This window comes from Streptomyces puniciscabiei, from assembly GCF_006715785.1.
In the GTDB taxonomy this organism is placed as follows: domain Bacteria; phylum Actinomycetota; class Actinomycetes; order Streptomycetales; family Streptomycetaceae; genus Streptomyces; species Streptomyces puniciscabiei.
This window is the reverse complement of the sequence record NZ_VFNX01000001.1, coordinates 6,126,041-6,151,244: the sequence shown is the minus strand read 5'-3', so window position 1 is coordinate 6,151,244 and position 25,204 is coordinate 6,126,041. Positions and strand designations below refer to the sequence as shown.

Below are 25,204 nucleotides of genomic sequence, written 5' to 3'. Positions count from 1 at the left end.
ACCCGGAGGTGCGGAAGTTCGAAGGCGGCCCGCTTCAGCGGGGCGCACGGACTTCGTCTGCGGGCAGCACCGTCCCGCCCGGCGCGGATGCGCGGGGCTGATGTCCCGGAGGCCCGCCTCAGGCGGCCGGGGGCGGAAGGACGAGTGCGTTCGACGGCATGAGCGGCACCTTATGCAGTCGTGCCCCGGGGCGACAAATCCCTTTCGACGCCGCCCGCGGCGACCGGCTCGGCCGAGCCCTTCGCGGGAGTCGAGGACTGGGCGATGAACGCGCCGACCAGGACGATCGCGCCGCCGGCCACCTGAGGCGCCGACAGGTGCTCACCGAGCAGCACCCAGGCCAGCACGGTCGCGACGACCGCCTCCAGGCAGGCGACGACACCGGCGACCTGCGGGGAGAGACGGCGCACGGACAGCACCCCGGTGACGTACGCGACGACGGTGGCGATCAGCACGATCCAGCCCAGCAGCGCGAGGGCCGGTACGGCGGTGCCGTCGAGGTGCGCCGAACCGGTCAGCACCGACCAGCGCATGCCCCAGGGGCGGGCGACGAGCGTCAGTACGACGGCGCCGACGAGCAGGCCGTAGGCGATGACGCCGAGCGGGTCCGGTGCCTCGTCGCCCGCGTCGCCACCGTGGTCGGCCAGGACGAAGTAGCCGACCTGGCAGCAGGCGGCGCCGAGCGCGAAGAGCAGGCCGAGAGCGTCGAAGCTCAGGCCCGACCAGACCTCCACCACACAGGCGAGGCCACCGGCGGCCAGGACCACGCCGAGCGCGGCGGCGCGCGTCACGGGCCGCCGTTGCACGAACCGGACCCAGCCGAGCACCAGCGCGGGAGCCAGGTACTCGATGAGCAGGGCCACGCCCACCGGTATACGGGACAGCGCGGCGAAGTAGCAGGCCTGGACGCCGGCGACGGCGAGGAGTCCGAACCCGGCGAGCAGCGCGGGACGGCGGCGCAGCAGCGCGCGGTGCCGTACGGCGACGGGCAGCATGACGACGGCGGCGCCGGACACCCGCAGCCAGACCACGTGGAGCGGGTCGAGTCCCGCCTCGATCAGCGGCTTCGCTGCCACCCCGGACCCGCCGAAGGCGAGCGCCGAGGCCAGCGCCAGACCGAGCCCGACGCCCTTGCCGCGGCTGCCCTGACTGCTCTCTGACATATGCACCGGCACATGATGACAGGCGGCGACATGAGCGTCATCCCCGTTGACACCTGTCTCAGGTGATGGACCTCGAGGGATGGCCACGAAGAGGACGAACCGCAGGGGCTCGACGTCCGCCGGCGTCGGTGGATCGGCCCGCGGGCGTCAGTGGATCGGCCCGGCGTCGCCGGCGCACTCGTCCACGCCCGGTTCGAGCGGGGCGTTCAGCTCGCGGATTCCGGCGTGTTCGAGAACCTCCACGGCCCGCGAACCCGGGTCCGCGGTGAGCGCGGCGAGGAGGTCCATGCCGCTGACGCGGGGCTCGCCACGCAGCCTGGCCCGCTCGCGGGCGGCGGCGAGGGCCGCGGCGGCCGCGGGCGACCACCCGGCCGTGTCCTTCGGCTCGCGTGGCGCGGGAACGGCCGGGGCGGGAACGGCGGGAAGCGCGCCGGAGTCCTCGACGCTGCCCTGCCAGCGCAGCCCGTAGCCGATGCTGCGCTGCACGAGGTAGCCGAGCAGCCGGGCGAGCTGCTGCGGGCCGCCGACGGCGGCGCGGACCTCGGGGTCGAGCTCCAGGAGGGAGTGCAGCAGATGGGCGGTGTCGGTCTGGCGGTCCCCGTCCCGGACGGCCCTGCGGCGGGCACCGGCGACCACCGCTGCCAGCTCGGCGCCGAGCACGGCATCGTCGTCCAGGTGCGCGGCCGTCTCGTCAGGGGCGGTCCAGGGGGCTGTACGGGGGTGCACAACCCCCACCCCATCAGCCTCAGCGGGCCGAGTCATCCACGAGGGGAACCATCTTCGCGTCCCACACAGAGTGGACCTCGGCGTTCGCGATCTCATCCTTACGGAGGAGATTCGGCCGATCCGACCCGAGGGGCGCGCGCCGCCTTGCCACGCGCCCTTACGCAACCACTGCGCGCCCTCACTCGTCCCGCCCCTGCGTGGAGAGCGTGGGCGGGTGCCGGCCGGCGGCAAGCAGTACGTGTACGGGGTGTACGTCCCCGAGGACGCCGTGCCCCTTCGGCCGCGGATTCCTGACGGTTCATCAGTATTGAATGTTCGCGCCCCTGCGGCTACGTTCCGCGACACCCTAGCCCGCTACGCCCGATCCGAAGGGGTGGTCGCATGGCCGAAGTCAGCGCCGAGGCACGCATCCAGGCACCGGCCGAGAAGGTGTGGGCCCAGCTCACCGACTGGTCGTCGTACGGAGAGTGGAACGCCACCCACACCAACTTCCCCGAAGGAGGCCCGGAGAACCTGGCCGTGGGCGGGACCTTCCAGGAGAACATGAAGCTGATGGGCTTCCCGGCCGAGGTCGACTGGACCATCGAGGAGCTACAGCCGGCACGGGTGTTCGCCATCCGGGGCAAGGGCCCGATGGCGGTGACGGTCGCCACCCGCTACACCCTCACACCCGACGGCGACGCGACGGCCGTCCGGATCGACGGCGAGTTCACCGGCGCCGCGGTGTCACTGATGGCGGGCAAGCTGAAGGACTCGGCGACGGCCGCGCTGAACGAGTCGCTGCGCAAGCTGGCCGGCCTGGTCGCCTGAGCCGGGACACGGGAAGGCGCCCCACGGAGGTGCTTCCGTGGGGCGCTCGGACCGTCGTACGCGCTCAGTGCTCGTCGGCGAGGATGAGGTACAGCTTCTTGCGGGCGTCGTTGATGACACCCAGCGCCTTCTCGCGCTGTTCCTTGCTGCCGGTCTTCCAGACCTGACCGAAGGCCTCCATCAGACCGAAGCCGGCCTGGCGGATCTCGCCGAGCGCCTCCCAGTCGACCCCGCGCGAGGCCTCCTCCCAAGGAGCCTCCGGGCCCTCGTCGGCGGCGGCGCGTCCGGCCTCGGTGAGCGCGAACAGCTTCTTGCCGCCCTCGCTCTCGCTGGCGATCAGGCCCTCGTCCTCCAGCAGCTGGAGCGTGGGGTAGACCGAGCCCGGGCTGGGCTTCCAGGCGCCGCCGCTGCGTTCGGCGATCTCCTGGATCATCTCGTAGCCGTGCATGGGGCGGTCCTTGAGCAGGGCCAGGATCGAGGCCCGCACATCACCGCGCCGGGCCCGCCCCCTCGGGCCGCCGCGCCCCCGGGGTCCCCAGGGGCCGGACCCGAAACCGGGGCCGCCGGGGCCGAACCCCGGACCGCCCGGACCAAAGGGCCCGAAGGCGGCGCGCCGCCCGTCGAATCCACCGAAGCCCCGCAGGCCGGGGCCCTCGTGCCGATGTCCACGCTCATGTCCATGGGTACGCATCGTGATCACTCCATTCCATCGATGATCTGTCACGTCTGCATCGCGTATCGTTCGCGATGTCTCAACGATATATCGGAACCGATCGCATACCAAGCCCCGTACCGAAAGTTGGCTGCCCGGGGCGCTACTGCTGGTCAGCCGCTCGCAGCGGGCAGCCGGTGCCGACACGCGAGGTGAGGTCCGCGCGGAGTGCGCTCAGTTCGGCCATGCGCGCGTCGATGACCCGGATCTTGTCCTCGAACAGTGCGGACAGGGCCTCGGCGCTGTCGGGGGCCTCCCGCAGTTCCTCACCGTGCCGGGCGATCTCGGCCAGGGTGAAGCCGAGCGCCTGAGCGGTGCGGACGTAGCGCAGCCAGATCACGGTCTCCGGGGGGAAGTCGCGGTAGCCGTTGGGCAGACGGTCGCCGTCGAGCAGGCCGACGCGCTCGTAGAAGCGCAGGGTGTCCTTCGACAGCCCCGTGCGCGCGGCCAGTTCTCCGATGCGCATGACTCCCCCGCCCCGACTACCCCACGACCAGGCCGACTTGACCTTGGAGCGTACTCCACTGTTTAGCGTGGGCGGCGCCCAAGCGAGCCGACCCGAGGAGCCCCCAGGTGATCCCTGCCGCCCCTGCCACCTCGTCCTATCTGCGCCTCGTCCGTACGAGCGGCTGGTACGACCTGATCATCACCGCCGGTTTCGCGACGCCCTGGACGTACGCACTGGTGCACCGCCTGCTGTCGGCCGGCGGCGCGGCGGCCGGCCTCGGGACCATGCCCGCGCTCACCCCCATGCAGACCCTCTACGCCAACCTGATGGGCTCGGTGGTGGTGGTCTGGTCCGTCCTGCGCGTCGTCCGGCCCCTTCCCCTGCACGGCCTCCTCGACGGCACCGCGCGCGTCCTGTTCTCCCTGTGGCAGGCGTACGCGCTGGCGCACGGTGGGCCCGGGGTGCTGTGGCCGTTCCTGGTGGTGGAGGTGTCGTTCGGCGTCGCCCAACTCACCCCGTGGGCGCGGCCGCGTGCCGCCACCGTGCGGAAAACGTGCCAGAACTCGTGAATTGGCCTTGGGCGGGCGTCCGTCGGAGCACTAGCGTCGGCGCCATGCGCATGCGAATCGTGGACGCCTTCACCGACCGCCCCTTCGCCGGCAACCCGGCCGGGGTCCTGCTCCTCGACGACGTCTTCCCGGACGACGACTGGCTCCAGAACGTCGCCATGGAGGTCAACCATGCCGAGACCGCGTTCGCCCACCCGCTGCCCCAGGGCGGCGAGGCGGACTGGGCGCTGCGCTGGTTCACGCCCGTCGCCGAGGTCGCGATGTGCGGGCACGCCACGCTCGCCACGGCCCACGTCCTGCACACCACCGGCGCCCACGAGGGCCCGGTGCGGTTCACCACCCGCAGCGGCGTGCTCATCGCCACGCCCGCCCCGGACGGCTCGATCACCCTCGACTTCCCGACGGCCCCGCTCACCCCGGCCGAGATCCCGGCCGGGGTCGCCGAGGCCCTCGGCGCGGAGCCGGTCGCCGCCTTCGACACCGGCCCGAACGTGGGGGACCTGCTGGTGGAGCTGGCCGACGAGAAGACGGTCCTGGGCCTCGCGCCGGACCACAGGGCGCTCGGCGCCTTCTCCACGCGCGGCATCATCGCCACCGCCCGCGCCGACGACCCGTCCCGCGGCTACGACTTCGTCTCCCGCTGCTTCTTCCCGAACGTCGGCATCGACGAGGACCCGGTCACCGGCAGCGCCCACACCGCGCTCGCCCCGCACTGGTCCGCCCGCCTGGGCCGCGACGACCTCACCGGGCTGCAGGCCTCCCGCCGCACCGGCCTGGTCCGCACCGCTCTGCGCGGCGAGCGCACCCTGCTCACCGGCCGCGCGGTCACGGTCATCGAGGGCGAACTGCACGCCTGAGCGGGCGGTCCCGGTGCTCAGGCCGTCGGCAGCCAGCCCACCTTGCCCGCGAGCAGGGCGTAGCCGACGAACGCGCCGATGTCGAGCAGGGAGTGCGCGACGACCAGCGGGCCGACCCGCCCCCAGCGGCGGTACAGGTACACGAACACCACGCCCATCACCATGTTGCCGATGAAGCCACCGACGCCCTGGTAGAGGTGGTACGAGCCGCGCAGGACCGCGCTGGCGACCAGGGCGGTCCCCGGGGTCCAGCCCAACTGCCCCAGTCTGCGCAGCAGATAGCCGACCACGATGACCTCTTCGAGGATCGCGTTCTGCAGGGCGGACAGGATCAGCACCGGGAACTTCCACCACACGTCCGGCAGCGCCTCGGGCACGACCGTGAGGTTGAAGCCGAGGCCGCGGGCGGCCAGGTAGAAGGCGATCCCGGTGCTGCCGATCACGGCCGCGATCCCGGCACCCCGGCCCAGGTCCGGCCAGGGCCGGGTGCGGTCGAAGCCGAGGGTGCGCAGGCTGCCGCCCTCGCGGATGAGCAGATGGGCGACCAGGGCGACGGGGACCAGCGCGGTGGCGATGCCGAACAGCTGCCAGGCCAGGTCGAGCCAGGGGCGGCCGGGCGCGGCCGAGGCGTTGAGAGTGGCCGCCTGGTCCTTCAGGCCGCCCGGCTTGGTGACGGCGCCGATGAAGCTGATCAGCGCGGAGACCCCGCTCGCTCCCAGCGACAGCGCCAGGACGAGCAGCGTCTCGTCCCGCAGGATGCGCCGCGGGTCGCGCTGCCGCGCCCCGGAACCGGCCACCGAGTCAGCCTCCACCTGCACCCCTGCCTCCATCCGGCTCATGGGCCCCTGACTGACCCACCTCTGCCCGGCAAGGATCGCAGAAGGAGATGTGAGGAGGGCGTACACCCTTTTCTTCGCGCCCGGGGCGGCCGGCACCTCCGTGATCTCGTCACCCCTCCGTCATCCCAAGGGCACCGCCTCCGGCAGCCCCACCGGCCACATGTGCACCGGCTCCCCCACATGCATCAGCTCGGCATAACGCCGCGTCGTGGCCGCCAGCGCCGCCTGACGGGACAGCCCTTGTTCCAGGGCACGGTGAAACGTGGCCGCCTGCCAGGCCGCCCCGTTCACCCGCCGCCGGCAGCGCTCCTCGATGACGCCCAGGTAGAGGTCGCGGTCGGCCGCCTCCACGCCCCACGCGTCCAGCCCGGCCGAGGCCAGCGGCAGCAGCTCGTCGCGGACCAGGGTGACCGCGTCGACCTCGCCCGTGCCGCCGTAGCGTCCCCGCCGGGGCCACACGAACCGCGCGTCGATGCCGTACCGGCACGCGGCGTCGAAGTTGGCCTCGGCCACGGCGAAGGGCAGCCGGGTCCACACCGGGCGGGACTCCTCGGCCAGGGCGCGGACCAGGCCGTAGTAGAAGGCCGCGTTGGCGATCACGTCGGTGATGGTCGGCCCGGCCGGCAGCACCCGGTTCTCCACCCTCAGGTGCGGGACGCCGTCGGCGATGCCGTACACCGGCCGGTTCCAGCGGTAGATCGTGCCGTTGTGCAGCACCAGCTCGGCCAGCCTGGGTGTGCCGCCCGCCTCGATGATCTCCAGCGGCTCCTCGTCGTCGCAGATGGGCAGCAGGGCGGGGAAGTAGCGCAGGTTCTCCTCGAACAGGTCCTGGACCGAGCTGATCCACCGCTCGCCGAACCAGATCCGCGGCCGTACGCCCTGCGCCTGGAGCTCGGGTGGGCGGGTGTCGGTGGACTGCAGGAACAGCGGGGGCCGGGACTCGCGCCACAGTTCGTGACCGAACAGGAACGGGGAGTTGGCGCCGACGGCGATCTGCGCGGCGCAGGCCACCTGTGCCGCGTTCCACACGTCGGCGAACCGGGCCGGGGTGACCTGCAGGTGCAGCTGTACCGAGGTACAGGCGGCCTCGGGGACGATCGACTTGGAGGTGCAGACGAGGTGTTCCACGCCGTCGATGTCGAGCCGGAAGTCCTCGCCGCGCGCGGCCACGATCTGGTCGTTGAGCAGGGTGTAGCGGTCGTTCTCGGAGAGGTTGGAGGAGACCAGGTCGTCGCGGTCGAGCGTGGGCAGGATGCCGATCATGACGATGCCGGCGTCCACCTCGCCCGCCTTGCGGTCCGCGTAGGCGAGGGAGGTTCGCAGTTCCTCGGCGAGCCGGTCGAATACCCGGCCACCCAACCGGTGTGGGGCTATGTTGACTTCCAGGTTGAACATGGCAAGTTCTGTTTGGAAATCGCGGCTCGCGATGCGCTCCAGTACCTGCCCGTTCAACATTTTCGGCATGCCGTCAGGCCCCGCGAGATTCAATTCGATCTCGACTCCCATGAGGTTCTTCGGACGATCGAACCGCTTCTCCCGCAGCAGTCGCTCCAGCCCCGCGAGGCACTTCTGGAGCTTTTCTCGGTAGCGCTGGCGATCGGACAGGTCGAACCGCCCCGCCACGACCTTCTCCCCCATCGAAGTGTCCCTCCTCGGATGGGCGGGCCGACGATCCGGCCGCCGGGCTCCCGGGTGCAGGGGGGATGATGCCCAGTGGAAGCGATCGATAACGTCCCGCGCGGGCCCGGCACCCGCTACTGTGTCGGAATGTTCCCCGCGGCACATTCACGGGGCATGCCTCGGTCTGCACCCACGGGTTCCCGCAGCACCTCGTGAAAAACGCCGACGACATTCGGCCGACCGTTACCGGCGCGTATTCCGAGGTCAGCGGCGGCGGAGGGACCGGGAAACGGGAGGAGCCCCGCAAAACTCCGGCGTATTACCGCCTTGCGCGACTTCCCGAAATGGGATAGACGAAACAACGGCCGAACAAGCGTCATATAAACTTCGCCCACAAGGCAGAAGGTTGACGCCTCGGTCCTGGTTCCTGCCGTGTCCAGGCCGTCCCGGTGACGGGCGGCAGGCCGAGCCGTACCCATGTTCACCAACCTGGGCCTTAACCCTTCCGGCCTTCCGTGAGCAGACAGCGCCGTCCGCCCCACCCCTCCTCGCGCCGCTGCGCCTGTCGTACGAGAGAGGCGACCCACATGCCGCTGCACGTGCCCTCCGCCCCCGCGCCTGCCCTGCGTTCCGTCCTCACCGCCCTCGGTTCGCCCACCGCGGTCCGTGAGGCCCGCACCCCCTCCCTGCGCGCCGCGCAGGGGCCGACGACACCCGAACTGCCGCTGCCCGTGCATGTACTGGAGCGCATCACCGCACCGGGCCTGTCCGCGACCCGGCTGGCCGGCTGGCGCTTCCTGATCCGCTGCGGCGACCGGGCGGTGGCCGCGGCGGACACCATGCTGACCCCCGACGGCTGGGCCTTCTCACACTTCTTCGAGGGCCCCTACGTCCCCTCCACCGAGCGCGCCCTGCAGCAGGCCGAGGCGCTGCAACAGCCCTACCAGGCCCGGCTGCTGTCCGTGCCCGACCTGTACATGCTCACCCTGTGGCTGCACGGCGACATCACCGCCGACGGAGCCCAGGGACAGCCGGCCGACACCGATCTGCTCGTCCCGCTGGCGCCGGCGCCGCCCGGTATACCGGCGCACCGTCCGTTCCGCGTCGCCGAGTTGCTGCCGGTGCTGACCCATCGCGCGACCCCGCTGCCGTTGCTCGGCGCGCCCGTCCTGGACTCCCCCGCCGCCTGACCGATCGCCCGCGTACCCCGCTTGCCCGGCCGGCAGGCGGGGTACCTCCATGTCAGGGGTCCGGCCTGCAGGGACTAGCCCGTTCCGGCCACCGCGAACCATCCGAAGTGACCGTGCACTTGGACTGAACCGTCCGCCCGGGTGACGCGTCATGAACCTGTGAGAAGCGGTGCTGCGAAATCCCTGCGGAATGACGCCGAGAGGGCAACACTGGGTTCCGACCGACTATCACCACGGGGGACGGCCATGACCACGACAGAGCGAAAGATCCCACCCATGTGCCAGCACCAGCCACCGTGTCCGCCAGCCGAGTCCGCCGACCGGGAGTCCGCCCGTCTCGTGGCGCACCACCCGGAGCAGGGATGGAGTCTGCTGTGCAACGGCGTCCTGCTCTTCGAGGACACCGGTGAGCTGCTGCCCGACGGCCGGATCATCGCTCCGCACCGCCCGCTCGGTGCGGAGCAGGTGATGACCGCCGCCTGAGCGGAGCGCGGGCGAACGACCCGAGGGGCCGGCCGCACCCGGTGAGGTGCGCACCGGCCCCGATGTGCGTCCAGAGATGGCTACCGGGCGTGACCGGGCGCTAGCGCAGTGCCTCCCGCAGTGCCCGGTACGCCGGCTTGGGGTTCAGTTGCTCGTCCCACGGCAGAGCGGCGCCCTCGCCCAGGAAGACGGCCGGGATCCAGGAGTATTTGTCGGTGTAGTCCCAGATGGTCACGCCGACGCACCTGCGCACCGCCAGGCAGGCCAGGGTCAGCTGCCGGTACCAGCTCGCCTGCTCGGCCAGCTTCTCCTCGGTCGCCGGCAGCTGCATCCGTACGTCGACCTCGGTGAGGGCGGTGTCCAGGCCAAGGCCGGAGAAGCGGCGCAGGTTGTCCTGGAGGCTGGTGGGATAGCCGTACTGCAGGGCCAGATGGGTCTGGAAGCCGATGCCGTCGAGCGGCACGCCGCGGGCCCTGAGGTCCTTGGCCAGCGTGTAGTAGGCGTCGCTCTTCGGGCCGACCGCCTCGATGTTGTAGTCGTTCAGGTAGAGCTTCGCGTGCGGGTCGGCCTGGTGCGCCCAGCGCAGGGCGTCGGCGATGTAGCCGGGGCCGAGGGTCTTGTACCAGAGGGTCTCGCGATAGGTCCCGTCCTCGTTGAAGGCCTCGTTGACGACGTCCCAGGAGTACACCTTGCCCCGGTAGTGCCGTACTTCCGTGGTGATGTGCTTCTTCAGCACGGCCCGCAGCTCGCTCGCGGTCCACTGCCGGGAGGTGAGCCAGTCGGGCAGCTGGCTGTGCCAGACCAGGGTGTGGGCGCGGACCCGCTGGTGGTTCCTCCGGGCCAGGTTCACGATCTGGTCGCCGTCGGTCCAGTCGAAGACGCCCTGCTGCGGCTCGGTCGCGTACCACTTCATGCCGTTGCCGGGCGTGATCATGTCGAACTCGCCACCGAGGATCTTCGTGTAGGCGCTGTCGGTGAGTTCGGGGTTGTCGGTGGCGCTGCCGAAGTACCGGCCGTGGCGTTCGGCCAGGTCGGCGAGAGTGGGCTGCCGTGCGTGAGCCGGGGTGGCCTGCGCGGCGGGGGCGGCGAGTGCGGCGGCGACGAGGGCGGCCGCGAGGGCCCCGGCGACTCTGAGACGCGTGCTCTTGCTGGGCATGGTGCGACTCCTGTCTCTGAAGGGTGTCAGCCCTTGGTGGCGCCCGCGGTGAGGCCGCCGACGAGCTGGCGTTCGGCGACCGAGTAGAAGGCGAGGGCGGGGACCATGGCGAGGACGAGGTAGGCGAAGACGCGTGCGGTGTCGGCGGAGTACTGGCCCTGGAACTGCTGCACGCCGATCGGGATGGTCCACCAGGTGTTGTCGGTGAACACCAGCAGCGGCAGGAAGAAGTTGTTCCAGCTGGTGACGACCGCGAGCACGGAGACCGTGCCGAGCGCGGGCCGGGCCATCGGCAGCAGCACCCGCCAGAAGAAGCCGAGCGGTCCGCAGCCGTCGAGCGTGGCCGCCTCCTCCAGTTCGCCGGGGATCTGCCGGAAGAAGCCGCGCAGGATGATGATCGTCATCGGCAGCCCGAACGCGGCCTGCGGCAGGATCACGCCCAGCGGGTTGTCCAGCAGGCCCATCGAGCGCAGCAGCAGGAACAGCGGCAGCGCCGCCACCGCGAACGGGAACATCAGCCCCATCGTGAACAGCGTGAACAGCGCTTCACGCCCCCGGAAGGCGAACCGCGCGAAGGAGAACGCGGCCAGCGCCGAGACCGCGACGACGATCACCGTCGTACCGACCGCGATCAGCGTGCTGTTGCCGACCAGCCGCCAGAAGGAGCCCGAGCCGAGGATGTCGCCGTAGTTGGAGAACACCCACGGCTTGGGCAGCCCGACCGGGTTGCGGGAGAGCTGGTCGGTGGACTTGAAGCCGGAGAGCAGCGCGTACAGCAGCGGTACGGCCATGACGGCGCCGACCGCCACCAGGACGACGTGCAGCGGGAGCGTACGACCCCTGCGGCGGACACTCATGCTCCGGCTCCCCTCATGTTCGTGGTGGCCCCTTCGAGGTCGCGGCGCAGGACGAACCGCTGGTAGGCGAGGGCGAAGACGAGGCTGATGGCGAACATGACCACGCTGATCGCGCTGGCGTAGCCGACCTGGTAGCGCTTGAAGCCGTACTGGAACATGGTCACGGCCATCGTCTCGGAGTGGTGGTCGGGACCGCCCGCGGTGACCACCCAGACCAGGTCGAACAGCTGGATCGACCCGATCACGGACAGGAACACGCTGATCCGCAGCGTGGGCGCGAGCAGCGGCAGGGTGACGTGCCGGAAGCGCTGCCAGGGGTTCGCGCCGTCGACGATCGCCGCCTCGGTCAACTCTGCCGGTATGGACTGCAGTCCGGCCAGATAGAGCATCATGTGGAAGCCGAAGTACTTCCACATCATGACGAGGAAGAGCGTGGCCATGACGGTGGAGGTACCGGCGAACCACTGGCCGCCGAGCCCGTCGAGGCCGATGGCTTTCAGGACGTGGTCGGCCAGACCCTGGTCCGGGGCGAAGATCATGCCGAAGAGCACGCCGGTGATGGCCTCGGACAGCACGTACGGCGCGAAGAACAGCATCCGGTACACCGCCCGGCCGCGCACCTTCTGGTTGAGCAGGACGGCCATGGCGAGCGCGAACGGCAGTTGCAGCGCCAGCGACAGCACGACCAGCAGCAGCATGCGCCACAGGTCGCCGAGGAACACCGGGTCCTGCAGCAGCCGGCTGAAGTTGTCGGTGCCGGTGTAGTCGGACGGCATCCCGAAGCCGCCCCAGCGGAAGAAGGACGCGTACAGCGCGAACAGGATCGGCAGCAGGACCAGGGCGCCGAAGAGCACGAGGGCGGGCAGTTGCAGGCCGACGGCGGTGAGCCAGTGCAGGGCACGCCGACGCGCGCGCTGCCGGCCGGCGTCGGCCGCCGGGGCGGGTGGGACGGCGCCGGGCCCGCTTCGTCCACCCCGTTCGCCCCGCTGATCCGAGAGGAAGGTGGAGGTCATCGGGCGGCCTACTGCTCCTGCTTCGCGGTGCTGGTGATCGCCTGCGTGACCTGCTGCGGGGACTTGGAGCCGGCGATCAGCCCGGCCACGCTGTCGTTGACCTGCTGGCCGAGGGCGGGGGCGTAGGCCTGGTCGAGGTAGAGCTGGAAGCCGGTGGCGCCCTTCAACTGGGCCTGCACCGCCTTGAGGTTGGGGTCGGTGAGGACGCTCTCGGCCGCCGGCACCAGGGGCAGCACACCGGTCCTCTTCACCAGCTCCTTGTCGGTGGTCTCAGAGGCGAAGAACTTCAGGAAGTCCACGGCCGCCTGCGGGGCACCCTTGCGCAGGGCGTGGCCGCCGCCTCCGCCGAACACCTCGGTGATCTTCCCGGCGCCGCCCTCGACCTCGGGGAACGGGAAGAAGCCGAGGTTCGCGCCGAGCCCCTTGCCCGCGTCCGCCTCCACGACCGGCGCCCACTGACCCATGAGTTCCATGGCGGCCCTGCCGTTGCCGACGGTCGCAGCCTGCCCGGTCGGGGAGGAGTAGGCCGCCCCGAGGAAGCCCTTCTGGAAGGGCTGGAGATCGACCAGGTCCTTCAGGTGCTGCCCGGCCTGGACGAATCCGGCGTCGCTGAAGTCCTTCTTCTCATTGGCCTTCCGCAGCGCGTCGACCCCCGCTGTCCGCATCGCGAGGTACGCCCAGTAGTACATGCCGGTCCAGCTCTCCTTGCCGGCGAGCGCCAGCGGGGTGATCCCGGCGGACTTGAGCTTCTTCACGGCGTCCAGGAAGCCGCTCCAGGTGGTCGGGGGCGCGCTGATCCCGGCCCTCTTGAAGAGCGCCTTGTTGTACCAGAAGCCGATCATGCCGATGTCGAACGGGATGCCGTACAGCTTGTCGTCGATGAGGTACGGCTGCTTGGCCACCGACAGCAGTCCGTCGGCCCAGGGCTTGGTGCGGTCGGTGAGGTCCTCGACCAGCCCGGCGTCCACCTGCTGCTTGAGTACGCCACCGCCCCAGGTGTGGAAGATGTCCGGCAGCTTCCCGGAGGCGATCAGCGCGGTCATCTTCGACTTGTAGGCGTCGTTCTCCAGCTGGACGATCTTGACCTTGACCTTGGGGTTCTGGGCCTCGAACTTCTTGGCGAGACCGGCCCACACGGTCTTGGTGGGTTCGGTGGTCGAGATGTTCCACCACTCGATCGTGGTCGTCCCCGAGGACGACCCCCCGTCCGAGCCGCCGCCGCAGCCGCTGAGTGCGGTCCCACCGAGACCGGCGGCGACGGAGGCCGCCAGAAAGCCGCGGCGGGACAGTGCAGGGTCGCCCATCTTGCGCTCCTTCGAAAAATTTCGGAGTGGCTTCACAGGGGTGGTTCCGAAACATTCGAAGGAAATTCCGAACGTTCCGAACGGCGACTCTAGGAACGCACGTGGGGAGCGTCAAGGTGTCGTGCAGGAGGTCGTGGGTGCGAGGTGAAACCAGGCGGCGCGGGGGCAACCGGTGCTGCGCGAGCGGCGGAGCGGTGAAGTCGTCCCGGCGAGCAGCCGGTACCACCAGCGCGGCCCGCTTCCGGAAGCCGATGCCGGACCGCATCGGCAGCGGCCTGGCCCGATCTCGAAACTTTCGACGCTCGGCGCCGAACGGAAGCCGCTCGCGAAGACATCGTCCGCCGGGCTGGTCCGATCGCCGGTACAGGAGTGGGATGGAAGGAAGCAAGGGCCTTGCAGGGCGGGCACGTCCGCGCGCGAGACGCCCTGGCGTCGCCCGCGAGGAACGGTGGAGTGATGTCCGGTTACGACGCCTCGGCGACCACCCGGGTGGTGGTCGGTGTGAACGGCTCCCTGGGCAGCGTCACGGCCCTGCGGCGGGCCACTGCGCTTGCCCGCCGGCTGGGGGCGGAGCTCTGGCCGGTGCTGGCCTGGGAACCACCGGGCGGTGACGCCGCCGCGCGCCGCTCCCCCGCCGCCGGCCTGCTGGTCGAGGACTGGCAGCGACTGGCCAGGCAGCGACTGGCCTCGGTCCTCGAGGAGATCTTCGGCGGGGAGGCCCCCGGCGTACCGATGCACGCCGTCGTCGTCCGCGGCGCCGCCGGCCCCGCGCTCGTGGCCACGGCGGACCGGGAGGGCGACGTCCTGGTGGTGGGCGCCGGCAGGCGCGGTCTGCAGCGCGCCTTCTCGGGCCGCGTTTCCCGGCACTGCCTGGCTCACGCCGTGTGCCCGGTGCTCGCGGTGCCCCCGTCCCCGCTGGAGTCGGAGCTGCTGTCCGTCCACCGGCGCAACACCTGGCATCTGCGCATGGACATCCGCCGCCTCTGAGGCCCGGCCCCGCGCGTCGACGGCTCGACCAGGCTCGCTGGAGTCAGGGAGCCCGGGCGCCGGCGTGCCGCTCGGGCGAGGGCTGCGAAACGACGCCCACGGGCACTCGGCCGGGGACACGGATGACACTCGGTGGCCGCCCACGGGGCGGCGGCGCGACCTGCGACCGGGACGGACCCGCTCCCGGCACCACCTCTCCGGCCTCAGCTTCTTGATGCGGGTCTGGCGTCACCGGGTCATTCTTAACGCAAGATTGACGCGCTCCGGGCCCGTATCCGTGGGCCGAGGCGTCACTCTCTGCTTACGCTGATGCCGCCATCCGCGTGATGGCCGGAAAAGAGCTGAGCCGCACACAGGAGCCCACTGATGGCCACGACCGAGCAGCCTCCCAGTACCAACCGCCTCCGGACCTGGATGCTGGAGGGGCTGTCCGACATGGGCAAGGCCGGGGGCCACACCGGCCCGCACGCCGAGCCGGAGCCCGCCCACCAGGGCCAGCGCTGGTGGCGCGTGATGTGCCTGACGGGTGTCGACTACTTCTCGACCCTCGGCTACCAGCCGGGCATCGCGGCGCTCGCGGCGGGACTGCTGGGGCCGATCGCGACCATCGTCCTCGTCATCGTCACCCTGGCCGGCGCGCTTCCCGTGTACCGCCGGGTCGCCGAGGAGAGCCCGCGCGGCGAGGGTTCGATCGCCATGCTGGAGCGGCTGCTGTCCTTCTGGCAGGGCAAGCTCTTCGTGCTCACGCTGCTGGGCTTCGCCGCCACCGACTTCCTGATCACCATCACCCTGTCGGCCGCCGACGCCTCCACCCACCTGGTGGAGAACCCGCACCTGACCAACGCGCTGCACGGCAGGCAGATGCTGATCACCCTGGTCCTGGTGGCGCTGCTCGGCGCGGTGTTCCTCAAGGGCTTCCTGGAGGCGATCGGCGTCGCGACCGCGCTGGTCGGCGTCTACCTCGCGCTGAACGTCGTCGTCGTGGCCGTCGGCCTGTATCACGTGGTCACCGCGGGACATGTGATCACCGACTGGTCCAGCGCGCTGACCGCCCAGCACGGCAACATCTTCGTCATGATCGGCCTCGCGCTGCTCGTCTTCCCCAAACTCGCCCTCGGCCTGTCCGGCTTCGAGACCGGCGTCGCCGTCATGCCGCACGTCCAGGGAGATCCCGAGGACACCGAGGAGAAGCCGACCGGCCGGATCCGGGACACCAAGAAGCTGCTCACCACGGCCGCGCTGATCATGAGCGCCTTCCTCATCGCCTCCAGCTTCGTCACCACGCTGCTCATCCCGGAGAACGAGTTCAAGACCGGCGGTCAGGCCAACGGGCGCGCTCTCGCCTACCTCGCGCACGAGTACCTCGGCGGCGCCTTCGGCACGGTCTACGACGTCTCGACCATCGCGATCCTGTGGTTCGCGGGCGCCTCCGCCATGGCCGGTCTGCTGAACCTGATGCCGCGCTACCTGCCGCGCTACGGCATGGCCCCGCACTGGGCCCGTGCCGTGCGCCCGATGGTCATCGTCTTCACGCTCATCGCCTTCCTGGTCACCTGGATCTTCGACGCCAACGTCGACGCGCAGGGCGGCGCCTATGCCACCGGCGTGCTGGTGCTCATCAGCTCCGCGGCGATCGCGGTGACCATCGCCGCGCGCAAGGCGGGGCAGCGCAAGTGGACCGTCGGGTTCGCCGTGATCTCCGCGGTGTTCCTCTACACGACCGTGGTGAACGTCATCGAGCGCCCGGACGGTGTGAAGATCGGTGCCTGCTTTATCGTCGGCATCATCCTGGTCTCGCTGCTGTCCCGGCTCGCCCGCGCCTTCGAACTGCGCGTGACCAGCGTGACCCTCGATCCGATGGCGGAACGATTCGTCCGGGACATGGCCAGCCGGAAGATACGGTTCATCGCCAACGAGCCCGGCCATCGCGACAAGGCCGAGTACCGGGACAAGGTCGAGCAGATCCGGGCCGACAACGACATGCCGGAACAGGAGGACTTCGTCTTCGTCGAGGTCACGGTCACCGACCCCTCCGAGTTCGAGGCGGGGCTCACCGTACGCGGCGAGGTCCTGCACGACCGCTACCGTGTGCTCACCCTGGAGTCCTCCTCCATCCCCAACGCCCTCGCCGCGCTCCTCCTCCATGTGCGCGACGCCACCGGCTGCACCCCGCACATCTACTTCGAGTGGACCGAGGGCAACCCCTTCGCCAACTTCCTGCGTTTCTTCCTCTTCGGCCAGGGCGAGGTCGCCCCCGTCACCCGCGAGGTGCTGCGCGAGGCGGAACCGAACCGGGAACTCCGGCCGCGGGTGCACACCGGCTGAGACCGGGCGGGAGGCGACGCCCGAGGCAGGCGGCAGCGCCGCGCTCGCTCTACCGGCCGAACCAGCGCCTGGGCGGCCGTACCTCCAGCCGCCCCAGGCTGAGCCGGCCGTGTATCTCCACGCGGAGCACGGCCGGCGCCCCTGGATCGCCGGCGGGCCGCACCTTCGTCTTGCCGTAGCCGATCACGAGCGCGTCGGCGTCCACGACGACACCGGCCCGGGTGATCAGCCGCAGTGTGCCGCCGCGCATGTCGAGGTCGATGCGGAGGCTGTCGTGGGTGATCACCGCGCTGGAGAAGTCGAGAGTCACATCCCCCCAGGCCGAGGTGATCTCCATCCGGCGCGGCACCGCCCAGCCGTCCGCGCGTACGGCTGACGCACCCTGCTGCTCGATCCGCACGACGTCCTTGGCCGGTGCGACGCCGGACTCCTCCGGCAGGTCGGCGGTGAGCACCGCCAGTTCGCCGAGCGTGCGGGCGGACAGGGCGGCCGTCACACGTTCGTCCAGTTCCTCGGCCGTGATCCGGCCGTCGGCCGCGGCGCCCGTCAGCACGTCCACCACCCGGTCCCGGTCCGCGTGCGAGGCACGCAGCCCGGCCGGCATCTCCGTGTGCAGCAGTTCGGCCGCCATACCCTCACCCCGATTCGGCACTGCCCCGCGAGGGGCATCGTCACCAACTAACGTTATATCGCGTTATACCCAACGGCCAACCCCCGTCCAACGGTTCCCGGGAACGGCCCCTATCGTGACCGGCATGCAGTCCTACACGATCGGCCAGGCGGCACGGCTGCTCGGCGTGAGCCCCGACACCGCCCGCCGCTGGGCCGACGCGGGCCGGGTGGCGACCCATCGCGACGAGTCCGGACGGCGGCTCATCGACGGCAGGGATCTCGCCGCGTTCTCCGTGGAACTGGCCAAGGCGGGCGGCGGCGAGGAGGACGCCTCCTACACCTCCGTCCGCAACGCCTTCCCCGGCATCGTCACGGCGATCAAGCTCGGCGACGTCGCCGCCCAGGTGGAGATCCAGGCGGGCCCCCACCGGCTGGTGTCGCTGCTGACCCGGGAGGCCGTCGAGGAACTGGGCCTGGAGGTCGGCATGGAGGCCACCGCGCGCGTTAAGTCCACCAACGTGCACATCGACCGCGTCTGACCCGTCACCGACAACACCGCCCGAGCGGACGGCGGCCGGGGAACTCAGCACCCCGGCCAGGTCACCTGCGCGCCGCCCGCCCCGCGCCGGCCGGCTGCCGGCCTCACCGAGGTGCCGCTGCCGCGTGACCGGCTGGTCCGGCGGGCGCGGGACCGCCGCAGCGGTAGCCGCCGTCCAACCGGATCGCCGTGATCCCGCTGATGTGCCGGGCCCCGCACCGGTCCTGCGGCAGCACCAGCTGGGGCCCCGCCGCGTCCAGCGGGGTGTCGTCGATGCGCACGCCCAGCAGGACGGGGGCGTGCGCGAAGTCCGGGTCGATCTCGGCCCAGGACAGCATCGCGTGATGGCCGTCCGTGCCGGTGACCGCGATGAGGAAGCGGAGCCGGTCCTTGCGCCGCGCCGGGTCGAAGCCGGGTCCCGCGTCGGCGAGGACGTCGTACAGGCGCGGGCCCGCGAAGCGGTGGTGCTGGGTGCCGCTGGTCGCGCACTCGAAGCTGACGTCCACCCGTTGCTGCGGCCAGCGGAGCAGGTCCGGCACGGTCAGCCGGGCGGGCCGGGCCAGATCGCCGGTCAGGGCGAGTTCTGCGAGCGTCATCGGCGACCACCTCCCGCAGGACCGTACCCGCCGCGAAGTGCCGTACAAACGCATATGCAAGCTACAAGTCACAAGTGCGCAGCTCATGCGATGCAACAGGAGACTTACGGCTGGCAGATGCGGCAGTATCATCGCGGCACGGTCGGTGGTGGCCGCCGTGGCAGGGCGCGACCGTCGTTCGACAGAACCTGAGGAGTAGATCCGTGATGACCCGTTCCGTGCGCCGGACCCGGCGGATGCTGCAGCTGGCCGGTGCGGGAGCCGCCGCCCTGATGGCACTCAGCGCCTGCTCCTCGTCCTCCGACTCGTCCCCCGCGCAGTCGGACAAGTCGAACTCCGCCTCCCCGAAGCTGTCCGGCGACGTCACCGTGTTCGCCGCCGCCTCCCTGAAGGAGAGCTTCACGGCCCTGGGCAAGGAGTTCGAGCAGCAGCACCCGGGCACCCACGTCAACTTCAACTTCGGCGGCAGCGACACCCTCGCCGCGAGCATCACCGGCGGTGCGCCGGCCGACGTCTTCGCCGCCGCCAGCCCCAAGACGATGGCGCTCGTGACGGACAAGAAGGACGCGGCCGGCACCCCGGACACGTTCGTGCGCAACCAGCTGGAGATCGCCACCCTGCCGGGCAACCCCGACAAGGTGTCCTCGCTGAAGGACCTCACCAAGTCCGGTCTGAAGGTCGTGCTGTGCGACAAGACCGTGCCGTGCGGCGCCGCCGCCCAGAAGGCACTGGACGCCTCCAAGCTCAAGCTCACCCCGGTCTCCTACGAGCAGGACGTCAAGTCCGCTCTGAACAAGGTGGAGCTGAAGGAGGCCGATGCGGCGGTCGTCTACAAGACCGATGTGAAGTCCGCGGGTGGCAAGGTGGAGGGCGTGGAGTTCCCCGAGTCCGCCAAGGCGATCAACGCCTACCCGATCGTCCTGCTGAAGGACGCGCCGAACGCCCAGGCGGCCAAGGCGTTCATCGCCCTGGTGCGGTCCGCCGAGGGCCAGAAGGTGCTCAGCGAGGCGGGGTTCCTCAAGCCGTGACCTCGCTCCACCAGCCCGGCGCCGCGACCGGTCCCCGCACGGACGGGCCGCGGCGTCGCCGCGTCGGCGCGGGGGGCCGGCGCGGGGTGCCGTTGCCGCTGCTGCTGCCGGGTCTGCTGGCGCTGGCGTTCCTGCTGCTGCCGCTGGTCGCGCTGCTCGTCCGCGCGCCCTGGCGCAGTCTGCCGGACCAGCTGTCCAGCCCGCAGGTGTGGCAGGCGCTCCAGTTGTCGCTGGTCAGCGCCACAGCGGCAACGGCCGTGAGCCTCGTCCTGGGCGTGCCGCTGGCCTGGCTGCTGGCCCGGACGGAGTTCCCCGGCCGGGGCCTGGTACGGGCCCTGGTGACGCTCCCGCTCGTGCTGCCGCCGGTGGTCGGCGGTGTGGCGCTGCTGCTGGCCCTCGGCCGCAACGGCGTGATCGGCAAGTGGCTGGACACCTGGTTCGGGATCACCCTGCCGTTCACCACCACCGGGGTCGTGATCGCGGAGGCGTTCGTCGCGATGCCGTTCCTGGTCATCAGCGTCGAGGGCACGCTGCGCGCGGCCGACCCGCGCTTCGAGGAGGCGGCCGGTACGCTGGGCGCGTCCCGCTTCACCGCGTTCCGCCGGGTGACCCTGCCGCTGATCGCGCCCGGCATCGCGGCGGGCGCGGTCCTCGCCTGGGCGCGCGCGCTCGGCGAGTTCGGCGCGACGATCACCTTCGCGGGCAACTTCCCCGGCCGCACCCAGACCATGCCCCTCGCGGTCTACCTGGCCCTGCAGAACGATCCCGACGCCGCGATCTCCCTCAGCCTGGTCCTGCTGGCGGTGTCGATCGCGGTGCTGGCGGGGTTGCGGGACCGCTGGCTGACGGGAGTATGAGCGTGGCAGCCGACCCGGGGCGTGTGCGAACGTACCGACCCATGACCGACATCGACGCCCCCGAAACCGACCTCCGGATGGTGGGCGACGAGGGACTCGACGCCCGGCTCGTCGTGGCCCGCGGCTCCTTCAGGCTCGACGTGGCCCTGACCGCGGCCCCCGGAGACGTACTCGCCCTCCTCGGCCCCAACGGCGCCGGCAAGACCACCGCCCTGCGCGCCCTGGCCGGCCTCACCCCCCTCACCGACGGCCACCTCCGCCTGGACGGCACCGCACTGGAGCACACTTCCCCGGAGTCCCGCCCGGTCGGCGTCGTCTTCCAGGACTATCTGCTCTTCCCGCACCTGTCCGCCCTGGACAACGTGGCCTTCGGCCCGCGCTGCCAGGGGGCGTCGAAGGCCGAGGCCCGCGCACAGGCCGCGGCGTGGCTGGACCGCATGGGCCTCGCCGACCACGCGACCGCCAGGCCCCGCCGCCTGTCCGGCGGCCAGGCCCAGCGCGTGGCCCTGGCCCGAGCCCTGGCCACACGGCCCCGGCTGCTGCTGCTGGACGAGCCGCTGGCCGCCCTGGACGCCCGTACCCGCCTGGAGGTCCGCGCCCAACTCCGCCGCCATCTCGCCGAGTTCGAGGCCGTGGCCGTACTCGTCACGCACGACCCGCTGGACGCCATGGTGCTGGCCGACCGGCTGGTCGTCATCGAGCACGGCCGGGTCGTCCAGGAGGGCGGTCCCGCCGACATCGCCCGCCATCCGCGCACCGACTACATCGCCCAGCTCGTCGGCCTCAACCTCTACCGCGGCCGGGCGGACGGGCACACGGTACGGCTCGACGCGGGCCCGGCGATCACGACCACCGAGGAGCTGACCGGCCCGGCCTTCGTGGCGTTCCCGCCCTCCGCCGTCACCCTGTTCCGGGACCGGCCCACCGGCGCCAGCGCCCGTAACCTCTGGCGCTGCGAGGTGGCCGGCCTGGAGACGCACGGCGACCAGATCCGCGCCGACCTCACCGGCGAACTCCCGCTCGCCGCCGACCTCACCACGGTCGCCGCCGCCGAGCTCGACCTGCATCCTGGCGCCGCTGTCTGGGCGACGGTCAAGGCGACGCAGACCCACGCATACCCCGCCTGAAAGGGCGGGCGCTCTAGCGTGAGTGCCCATGACCCTGAGCATCCGCAACCAGCTCCCCGGCACCGTCACCGAGGTCCACCCGGGCGAGGCCATGGCCACCGTCCGACTGCGTCTCGACGGCGGCCAGAACCTCATGGCCGCCATCACCAAGGAGTCCGCCGAGGAGCTCTCCCTCGCCCCCGGCACACCCGTCCGCGCGCTGGTGAAGTCGACCGAGGTCTCCCTGGCCACCCAGCGGGTGTCGGGACTGTCGATCCGCAACCAGATTCCCGGCGCGATCACCGGCCTCACCACCGGCGCCGTCATGGCCTCCGTGAAGATCTCCGTCGACGGCGGCGAACTGACCGCGGCGATCACCAAGGACGCGGTCGCCGACCTCGGTCTCTTCGTGGGCTCCGACGTGGTCGCCCTGATCAAGGCGACCGAGGTGTCCCTGGCGACCGCGTGACACGGCGAGGCCCCGCCCGGAAACCGGACGGGGCCCTGAACAGCACCGCTCGCTCAGTCCTCGTACGCGTCCAGCGGCGGGCAGGAGCAGACCAGGTTGCGGTCGCCGAAGGCCTGGTCGATACGGCGCACCGGCGGCCAGTACTTGTCCGCGGCCGACACACCGGCCGGGAAGACGGCCTCCTCGCGGCTGTAGGCGTGCTTCCACTCACCACCGAGCGCGGCGGAGGTGTGGGGGGCGTTCCGCAGCGGGTTGTCCTCCGCCGGCCACTCGCCCGCACCGACCTTCTCGATCTCCGCGCGGATGGCGATCATCGCGTCGCAGAAGCGGTCCAGCTCGGTGAGGTCCTCCGACTCGGTCGGCTCGATCATCAGGGTGCCGGCCACCGGGAAGGACATGGTCGGCGCGTGGAAGCCGTAGTCGATCAGGCGCTTGGCCACGTCGTCCACGCTCACGCCGGTCGCCTTGGTCAGCGGGCGCAGGTCGATGATGCACTCGTGCGCGACCAGGTTGCCGGGGCCGGTGTAGAGCACGGGGTAGTGCGGCTCCAGGCGCTTGGCGATGTAGTTCGCCGACAGCACGGCCACCTGAGTGGCGCGCTTGAGGCCCTCGCCGCCCATGAGGCGGACGTACGCCCACGAGATCGGCAGGATGCCCGCGGAACCCCACGGAGCGGCCGAGATCGGGCCGACACCCGTCTCGGGGCCCGCGGCCGGCTGCAGCGGGTGGTTCGGAAGGTACGGCGCCAGGTGGGAGCGGACCGCGACCGGGCCGACGCCGGGGCCGCCGCCGCCGTGCGGGATGCAGAAGGTCTTGTGCAGGTTCAGGTGGGAGACGTCACCGCCGAAGTGGCCCGGCTTGGCGAGGCCGACCAGGGCGTTGAGGTTGGCGCCGTCGACGTACACCTGGCCGCCCGCCTCGTGGACCCGGGCGCAGATGTCGGCGACGTGCTCCTCGAAGACGCCGTGGGTGGACGGGTAGGTGATCATCAGCACCGCCAGCTCGTCGCGGTACTGCTCGATCTTCGCCCGCAGGTCCTCGACGTCGATCTCGCCGTCCTCGGCGGTCCTGACGACGACGACCTTCATGCCGGCCATCACGGCACTGGCCGCGTTGGTGCCGTGCGCGGAGGACGGGATCAGGCAGACGGTGCGCTGCTCGTCGCCATTGGCCCGGTGGTAGCCGCGTACGGCGAGCAGACCGGCCAGCTCGCCCTGGGAGCCGGCGTTCGGCTGCAGGGAGACCTTGTCGTAGCCGGTGACCTCGGCGAGACGTTCCTCCAGCTCGCGGATGAGCGTGAGGTAGCCCTCGGCCTGCTCGGCGGGCGCGAAGGGGTGCAGCTGGCCGAACTCGGGCCAGGTGACCGGCTCCATCTCGGTGGTCGCGTTGAGCTTCATGGTGCAGGAGCCCAGCGGGATCATGCCGCGGTCGAGCGCGTAGTCGCGGTCGGCCAGCCTGCGCAGGTAGCGCAGCATCGCGGTCTCGGAGCGGTGCTGGTGGAAGACCGGGTGGGTGAGGTAGACGTCGGTGCGCAGCAGCGCCTCGGGCAGGGTGTCCTCGGCGGTCGCGTCCAGCGCCTCTATGTCGCCCTCGATGCCGAAGGCGGACCACACGGCGGCCAGCTGGGCCCGCTTGGTGGTCTCGTCGCAGGCGATCGTGACGTGGTCGGCGTCGGCCAGGTGCAGGTTGACGCCGTTCTTCCGGGCGGCGGCCACCACCTCGGCGGCCCTGCCGGGCACGCGCGCGGTGAGGGTGTCGAAGAACGCGCCGTGCACGATCTCCACGCCGCCCGCCTTCAGACCCTCGGCGAGGAGGGTGGCGTACCGGTGCGTGCGCCGGGCGATGGTCCGCAGGCCCTCCGGTCCGTGGTAGACGGCGTACATGCCGGCCATCACGGCGAGCAGCACCTGCGCGGTGCAGATGTTGCTGGTGGCCTTCTCCCGGCGGATGTGCTGCTCACGGGTCTGCAGCGCGAGCCGGTAGGCCTTGTTGCCGTCGGCGTCGACGGAGACACCCACGAGACGGCCGGGCAGGCTGCGCGCGAACTTCTCGTGCACCGCCATGTAGCCGGCGTGCGGGCCGCCGAAGCCCATCGGCACACCGAAGCGCTGGGTGGTGCCGACGGCGATGTCGGCACCGAGCTCGCCCGGCGAGGTCAGCAGGGTCAGCGCGAGGAGGTCGGCGGCGACGGTGACGAGAGCGCCCAGCTCGTGCGCCTGGTCGATGACCGGCTTGATGTCGCGTACGGCACCGGAGGCGCCCGGGTACTGGATCAGCACGCCGTTGATCTCACGCACGGCGATGTCGGCCGGGATGCCCTCCCTGAGGTCGGCGACGACCACCTCGACACCGGTCGGCTCGGCCCGGGTCTGGATGACGGCGATGGTCTGCGGCAGCGCGTCCGCGTCGATGAGGAACAGGCCCTTCTTGTTCCTGCCCATGCGGCGGGACAGTGCCATGGCCTCGGCGGCGGCGGTGCCCTCGTCCAGCAGCGAGGCGCCGGAGGTGGGCAGCCCGGTGAGGTCGGCGACCATCGTCTGGAAGTTCAGCAGGGCTTCGAGGCGGCCCTGGGAGATCTCCGGCTGGTACGGCGTGTACGCCGTGTACCAGGCGGGGTTCTCCATGACGTTGCGCAGGATGACGGGCGGGGTGAAGGTGCCGTAGTACCCGAGTCCGATCATGGAGTCGAGGACCTGGTTCCGGTCGGCGAGCGAGCGCAGCTCGGCGAGCACCTCGGCCTCGGTGCGGGCACCCGGCAGGTCGAGGGCGTCGGCGTTCTTGATCACATCCGGGACCGCCGCGGCGGTCAGTTCGTCCAGCGAGCCGTAGCCGACCTGCGCGAGCATCTTGGCCCGCGCCTCGTGGTCGGGCCCGATGTGGCGCTGCTCGAACGGGATGCCCGCTTCGAGCTCCGAGAGCGGAATACGATGGGCGGTCAT

General features: G+C 71.1%; 25 protein-coding genes. 12 read left to right on the top strand and 13 right to left on the bottom strand.

The features are described 5' to 3' along the window. Positions 1 to 170 precede the first annotated feature (170 nt). Entirely contained in the window at positions 171 to 1,175 is a 1,005-nt protein-coding gene (locus tag FB563_RS28495; protein WP_055707371.1) for an EamA family transporter, read from the bottom strand. Positions 1,176 to 1,310: 135 nt separating this feature from the next. Further along, positions 1,311 to 1,889: a Clp protease N-terminal domain-containing protein gene (locus FB563_RS28490; RefSeq protein ID WP_411573198.1), complete on the bottom strand. Its 579-nt coding sequence runs from the start codon at positions 1,887 to 1,889 to the stop codon at positions 1,311 to 1,313. A gap of 381 nt (positions 1,890 to 2,270) precedes the next feature. Here FB563_RS28490 and FB563_RS28485 point away from each other — a divergent pair, with 381 nt between their 5' ends. Further along, positions 2,271 to 2,699, top strand: a complete 429-nt coding sequence (locus FB563_RS28485; RefSeq protein ID WP_055707370.1) for a type II toxin-antitoxin system Rv0910 family toxin — start codon at positions 2,271 to 2,273, stop codon at positions 2,697 to 2,699. Between the two features lie 64 nt (positions 2,700 to 2,763). Here FB563_RS28485 and FB563_RS28480 read toward each other — a convergent pair whose 3' ends face one another. Together FB563_RS28480 and FB563_RS28475 are read right to left on the bottom strand one after the other, a co-directional pair. Beyond that, the gene (locus FB563_RS28480) at positions 2,764 to 3,390 is read right to left on the bottom strand and encodes a PadR family transcriptional regulator (protein ID WP_079048876.1); all 627 of its coding nucleotides are present in this window, start codon (positions 3,388 to 3,390) and stop codon (positions 2,764 to 2,766) included. A 124-nt stretch (positions 3,391 to 3,514) separates the two neighbouring features. Continuing rightward, positions 3,515 to 3,877, bottom strand: coding sequence for a MerR family transcriptional regulator (locus FB563_RS28475; protein WP_055707368.1), 363 nt, complete (start codon positions 3,875 to 3,877; stop codon positions 3,515 to 3,517). Positions 3,878 to 3,984: 107 nt separating this feature from the next. Between FB563_RS28475 and FB563_RS28470 the strand changes: the two genes are divergently transcribed. Continuing rightward, positions 3,985 to 4,428: a hypothetical protein gene (locus FB563_RS28470; protein ID WP_055707367.1), complete on the top strand. Its 444-nt coding sequence runs from the start codon at positions 3,985 to 3,987 to the stop codon at positions 4,426 to 4,428. 44 nt (positions 4,429 to 4,472) lie between these two features. Then, positions 4,473 to 5,285, top strand: a complete 813-nt coding sequence (locus FB563_RS28465; RefSeq protein WP_055707366.1) for a PhzF family phenazine biosynthesis protein — start codon at positions 4,473 to 4,475, stop codon at positions 5,283 to 5,285. Between the two features lie 17 nt (positions 5,286 to 5,302). On the opposite strand, the gene FB563_RS28460 is transcribed toward FB563_RS28465, so the two are convergent. Then, complete coding sequence (locus FB563_RS28460; RefSeq protein ID WP_411573199.1) at positions 5,303 to 6,115, bottom strand: CPBP family intramembrane glutamic endopeptidase; 813 nt, start codon at positions 6,113 to 6,115, stop codon at positions 5,303 to 5,305. Positions 6,116 to 6,244: 129 nt separating this feature from the next. Then, a complete protein-coding gene (locus FB563_RS28455; protein WP_055707365.1) occupies positions 6,245 to 7,762 on the bottom strand; it encodes a glutamate-cysteine ligase family protein in 1,518 nt (505 codons plus the stop codon). Between the two features lie 569 nt (positions 7,763 to 8,331). Between FB563_RS28455 and FB563_RS28450 the strand changes: the two genes are divergently transcribed. Further along, positions 8,332 to 8,934 (top strand): hypothetical protein, encoded by a 603-nt coding sequence (locus FB563_RS28450; RefSeq protein WP_055707364.1) that lies wholly within the window; start codon positions 8,332 to 8,334, stop codon positions 8,932 to 8,934. Between the two features lie 276 nt (positions 8,935 to 9,210). Further along, positions 9,211 to 9,417: a DUF5999 family protein gene (locus FB563_RS28445; RefSeq protein WP_030603474.1), complete on the top strand. Its 207-nt coding sequence runs from the start codon at positions 9,211 to 9,213 to the stop codon at positions 9,415 to 9,417. A 100-nt stretch (positions 9,418 to 9,517) separates the two neighbouring features. On the opposite strand, the gene FB563_RS28440 is transcribed toward FB563_RS28445, so the two are convergent. Genes FB563_RS28440 through FB563_RS28425 form a run of 4 tightly spaced genes read right to left on the bottom strand, consistent with a single transcriptional unit; the run spans position 9,518 to position 13,747 of the window. Further along, complete coding sequence (locus FB563_RS28440; RefSeq protein WP_055707363.1) at positions 9,518 to 10,573, bottom strand: endo-1,4-beta-xylanase; 1,056 nt, start codon at positions 10,571 to 10,573, stop codon at positions 9,518 to 9,520. Positions 10,574 to 10,599: 26 nt separating this feature from the next. Further along, positions 10,600 to 11,430 (bottom strand): carbohydrate ABC transporter permease, encoded by an 831-nt coding sequence (locus tag FB563_RS28435; RefSeq protein WP_055707362.1) that lies wholly within the window; start codon positions 11,428 to 11,430, stop codon positions 10,600 to 10,602. Continuing rightward, positions 11,427 to 12,443, bottom strand: coding sequence for a carbohydrate ABC transporter permease (locus FB563_RS28430; protein ID WP_055707361.1), 1,017 nt, complete (start codon positions 12,441 to 12,443; stop codon positions 11,427 to 11,429). The genes FB563_RS28435 and FB563_RS28430 overlap by 4 nt, the downstream gene beginning before the upstream one ends. A gap of 8 nt (positions 12,444 to 12,451) precedes the next feature. Continuing rightward, positions 12,452 to 13,747 carry an extracellular solute-binding protein gene (locus FB563_RS28425; RefSeq protein WP_055707360.1) on the bottom strand — a complete coding sequence of 432 codons (1,296 nt, stop codon included), beginning with the start codon at positions 13,745 to 13,747 and terminating at the stop codon, positions 12,452 to 12,454. Positions 13,748 to 14,203: 456 nt separating this feature from the next. On the opposite strand from FB563_RS28425, the gene FB563_RS28420 reads away from it, so the two are divergent. Both FB563_RS28420 and FB563_RS28415 read left to right on the top strand, forming a co-directional pair. Next, positions 14,204 to 14,734, top strand: a complete 531-nt coding sequence (locus FB563_RS28420; protein WP_142218973.1) for a universal stress protein — start codon at positions 14,204 to 14,206, stop codon at positions 14,732 to 14,734. Positions 14,735 to 15,100: 366 nt separating this feature from the next. Next, positions 15,101 to 17,059 (top strand): APC family permease, encoded by a 1,959-nt coding sequence (locus tag FB563_RS28415; RefSeq protein WP_055704572.1) that lies wholly within the window; start codon positions 15,101 to 15,103, stop codon positions 17,057 to 17,059. Between the two features lie 49 nt (positions 17,060 to 17,108). On the opposite strand, the gene FB563_RS28410 is transcribed toward FB563_RS28415, so the two are convergent. Beyond that, positions 17,109 to 17,690 (bottom strand): DUF1707 SHOCT-like domain-containing protein, encoded by a 582-nt coding sequence (locus tag FB563_RS28410; RefSeq protein ID WP_055704571.1) that lies wholly within the window; start codon positions 17,688 to 17,690, stop codon positions 17,109 to 17,111. 124 nt (positions 17,691 to 17,814) lie between these two features. Between FB563_RS28410 and FB563_RS28405 the strand changes: the two genes are divergently transcribed. Beyond that, positions 17,815 to 18,210 (top strand): TOBE domain-containing protein, encoded by a 396-nt coding sequence (locus FB563_RS28405; RefSeq protein ID WP_031174036.1) that lies wholly within the window; start codon positions 17,815 to 17,817, stop codon positions 18,208 to 18,210. Positions 18,211 to 18,313: 103 nt separating this feature from the next. Here FB563_RS28405 and FB563_RS28400 read toward each other — a convergent pair whose 3' ends face one another. After that, positions 18,314 to 18,805, bottom strand: a complete 492-nt coding sequence (locus FB563_RS28400; protein WP_055704570.1) for a molybdopterin-dependent oxidoreductase — start codon at positions 18,803 to 18,805, stop codon at positions 18,314 to 18,316. Between the two features lie 206 nt (positions 18,806 to 19,011). Here FB563_RS28400 and modA point away from each other — a divergent pair, with 206 nt between their 5' ends. Genes modA through FB563_RS28380 form a run of 4 tightly spaced genes read left to right on the top strand, consistent with a single transcriptional unit; the run spans position 19,012 to position 22,265 of the window. Next, positions 19,012 to 19,833 (top strand): molybdate ABC transporter substrate-binding protein, encoded by an 822-nt coding sequence (gene modA / locus FB563_RS28395; protein WP_055704569.1) that lies wholly within the window; start codon positions 19,012 to 19,014, stop codon positions 19,831 to 19,833. Next, positions 19,830 to 20,690 carry a molybdate ABC transporter permease subunit gene (gene modB / locus FB563_RS28390; protein ID WP_055704568.1) on the top strand — a complete coding sequence of 287 codons (861 nt, stop codon included), beginning with the start codon at positions 19,830 to 19,832 and terminating at the stop codon, positions 20,688 to 20,690. Before modA ends, modB begins: the two co-directional genes overlap by 4 nt. Positions 20,691 to 20,731: 41 nt before the next feature. Then, positions 20,732 to 21,817: an ABC transporter ATP-binding protein gene (locus FB563_RS28385; protein WP_055704567.1), complete on the top strand. Its 1,086-nt coding sequence runs from the start codon at positions 20,732 to 20,734 to the stop codon at positions 21,815 to 21,817. A 28-nt stretch (positions 21,818 to 21,845) separates the two neighbouring features. After that, positions 21,846 to 22,265: a TOBE domain-containing protein gene (locus FB563_RS28380; RefSeq protein WP_055704566.1), complete on the top strand. Its 420-nt coding sequence runs from the start codon at positions 21,846 to 21,848 to the stop codon at positions 22,263 to 22,265. 53 nt (positions 22,266 to 22,318) lie between these two features. On the opposite strand, the gene gcvP is transcribed toward FB563_RS28380, so the two are convergent. After that, positions 22,319 to 25,204 carry an aminomethyl-transferring glycine dehydrogenase gene (gene gcvP, locus FB563_RS28375; protein WP_142218972.1) on the bottom strand — a complete coding sequence of 962 codons (2,886 nt, stop codon included), beginning with the start codon at positions 25,202 to 25,204 and terminating at the stop codon, positions 22,319 to 22,321.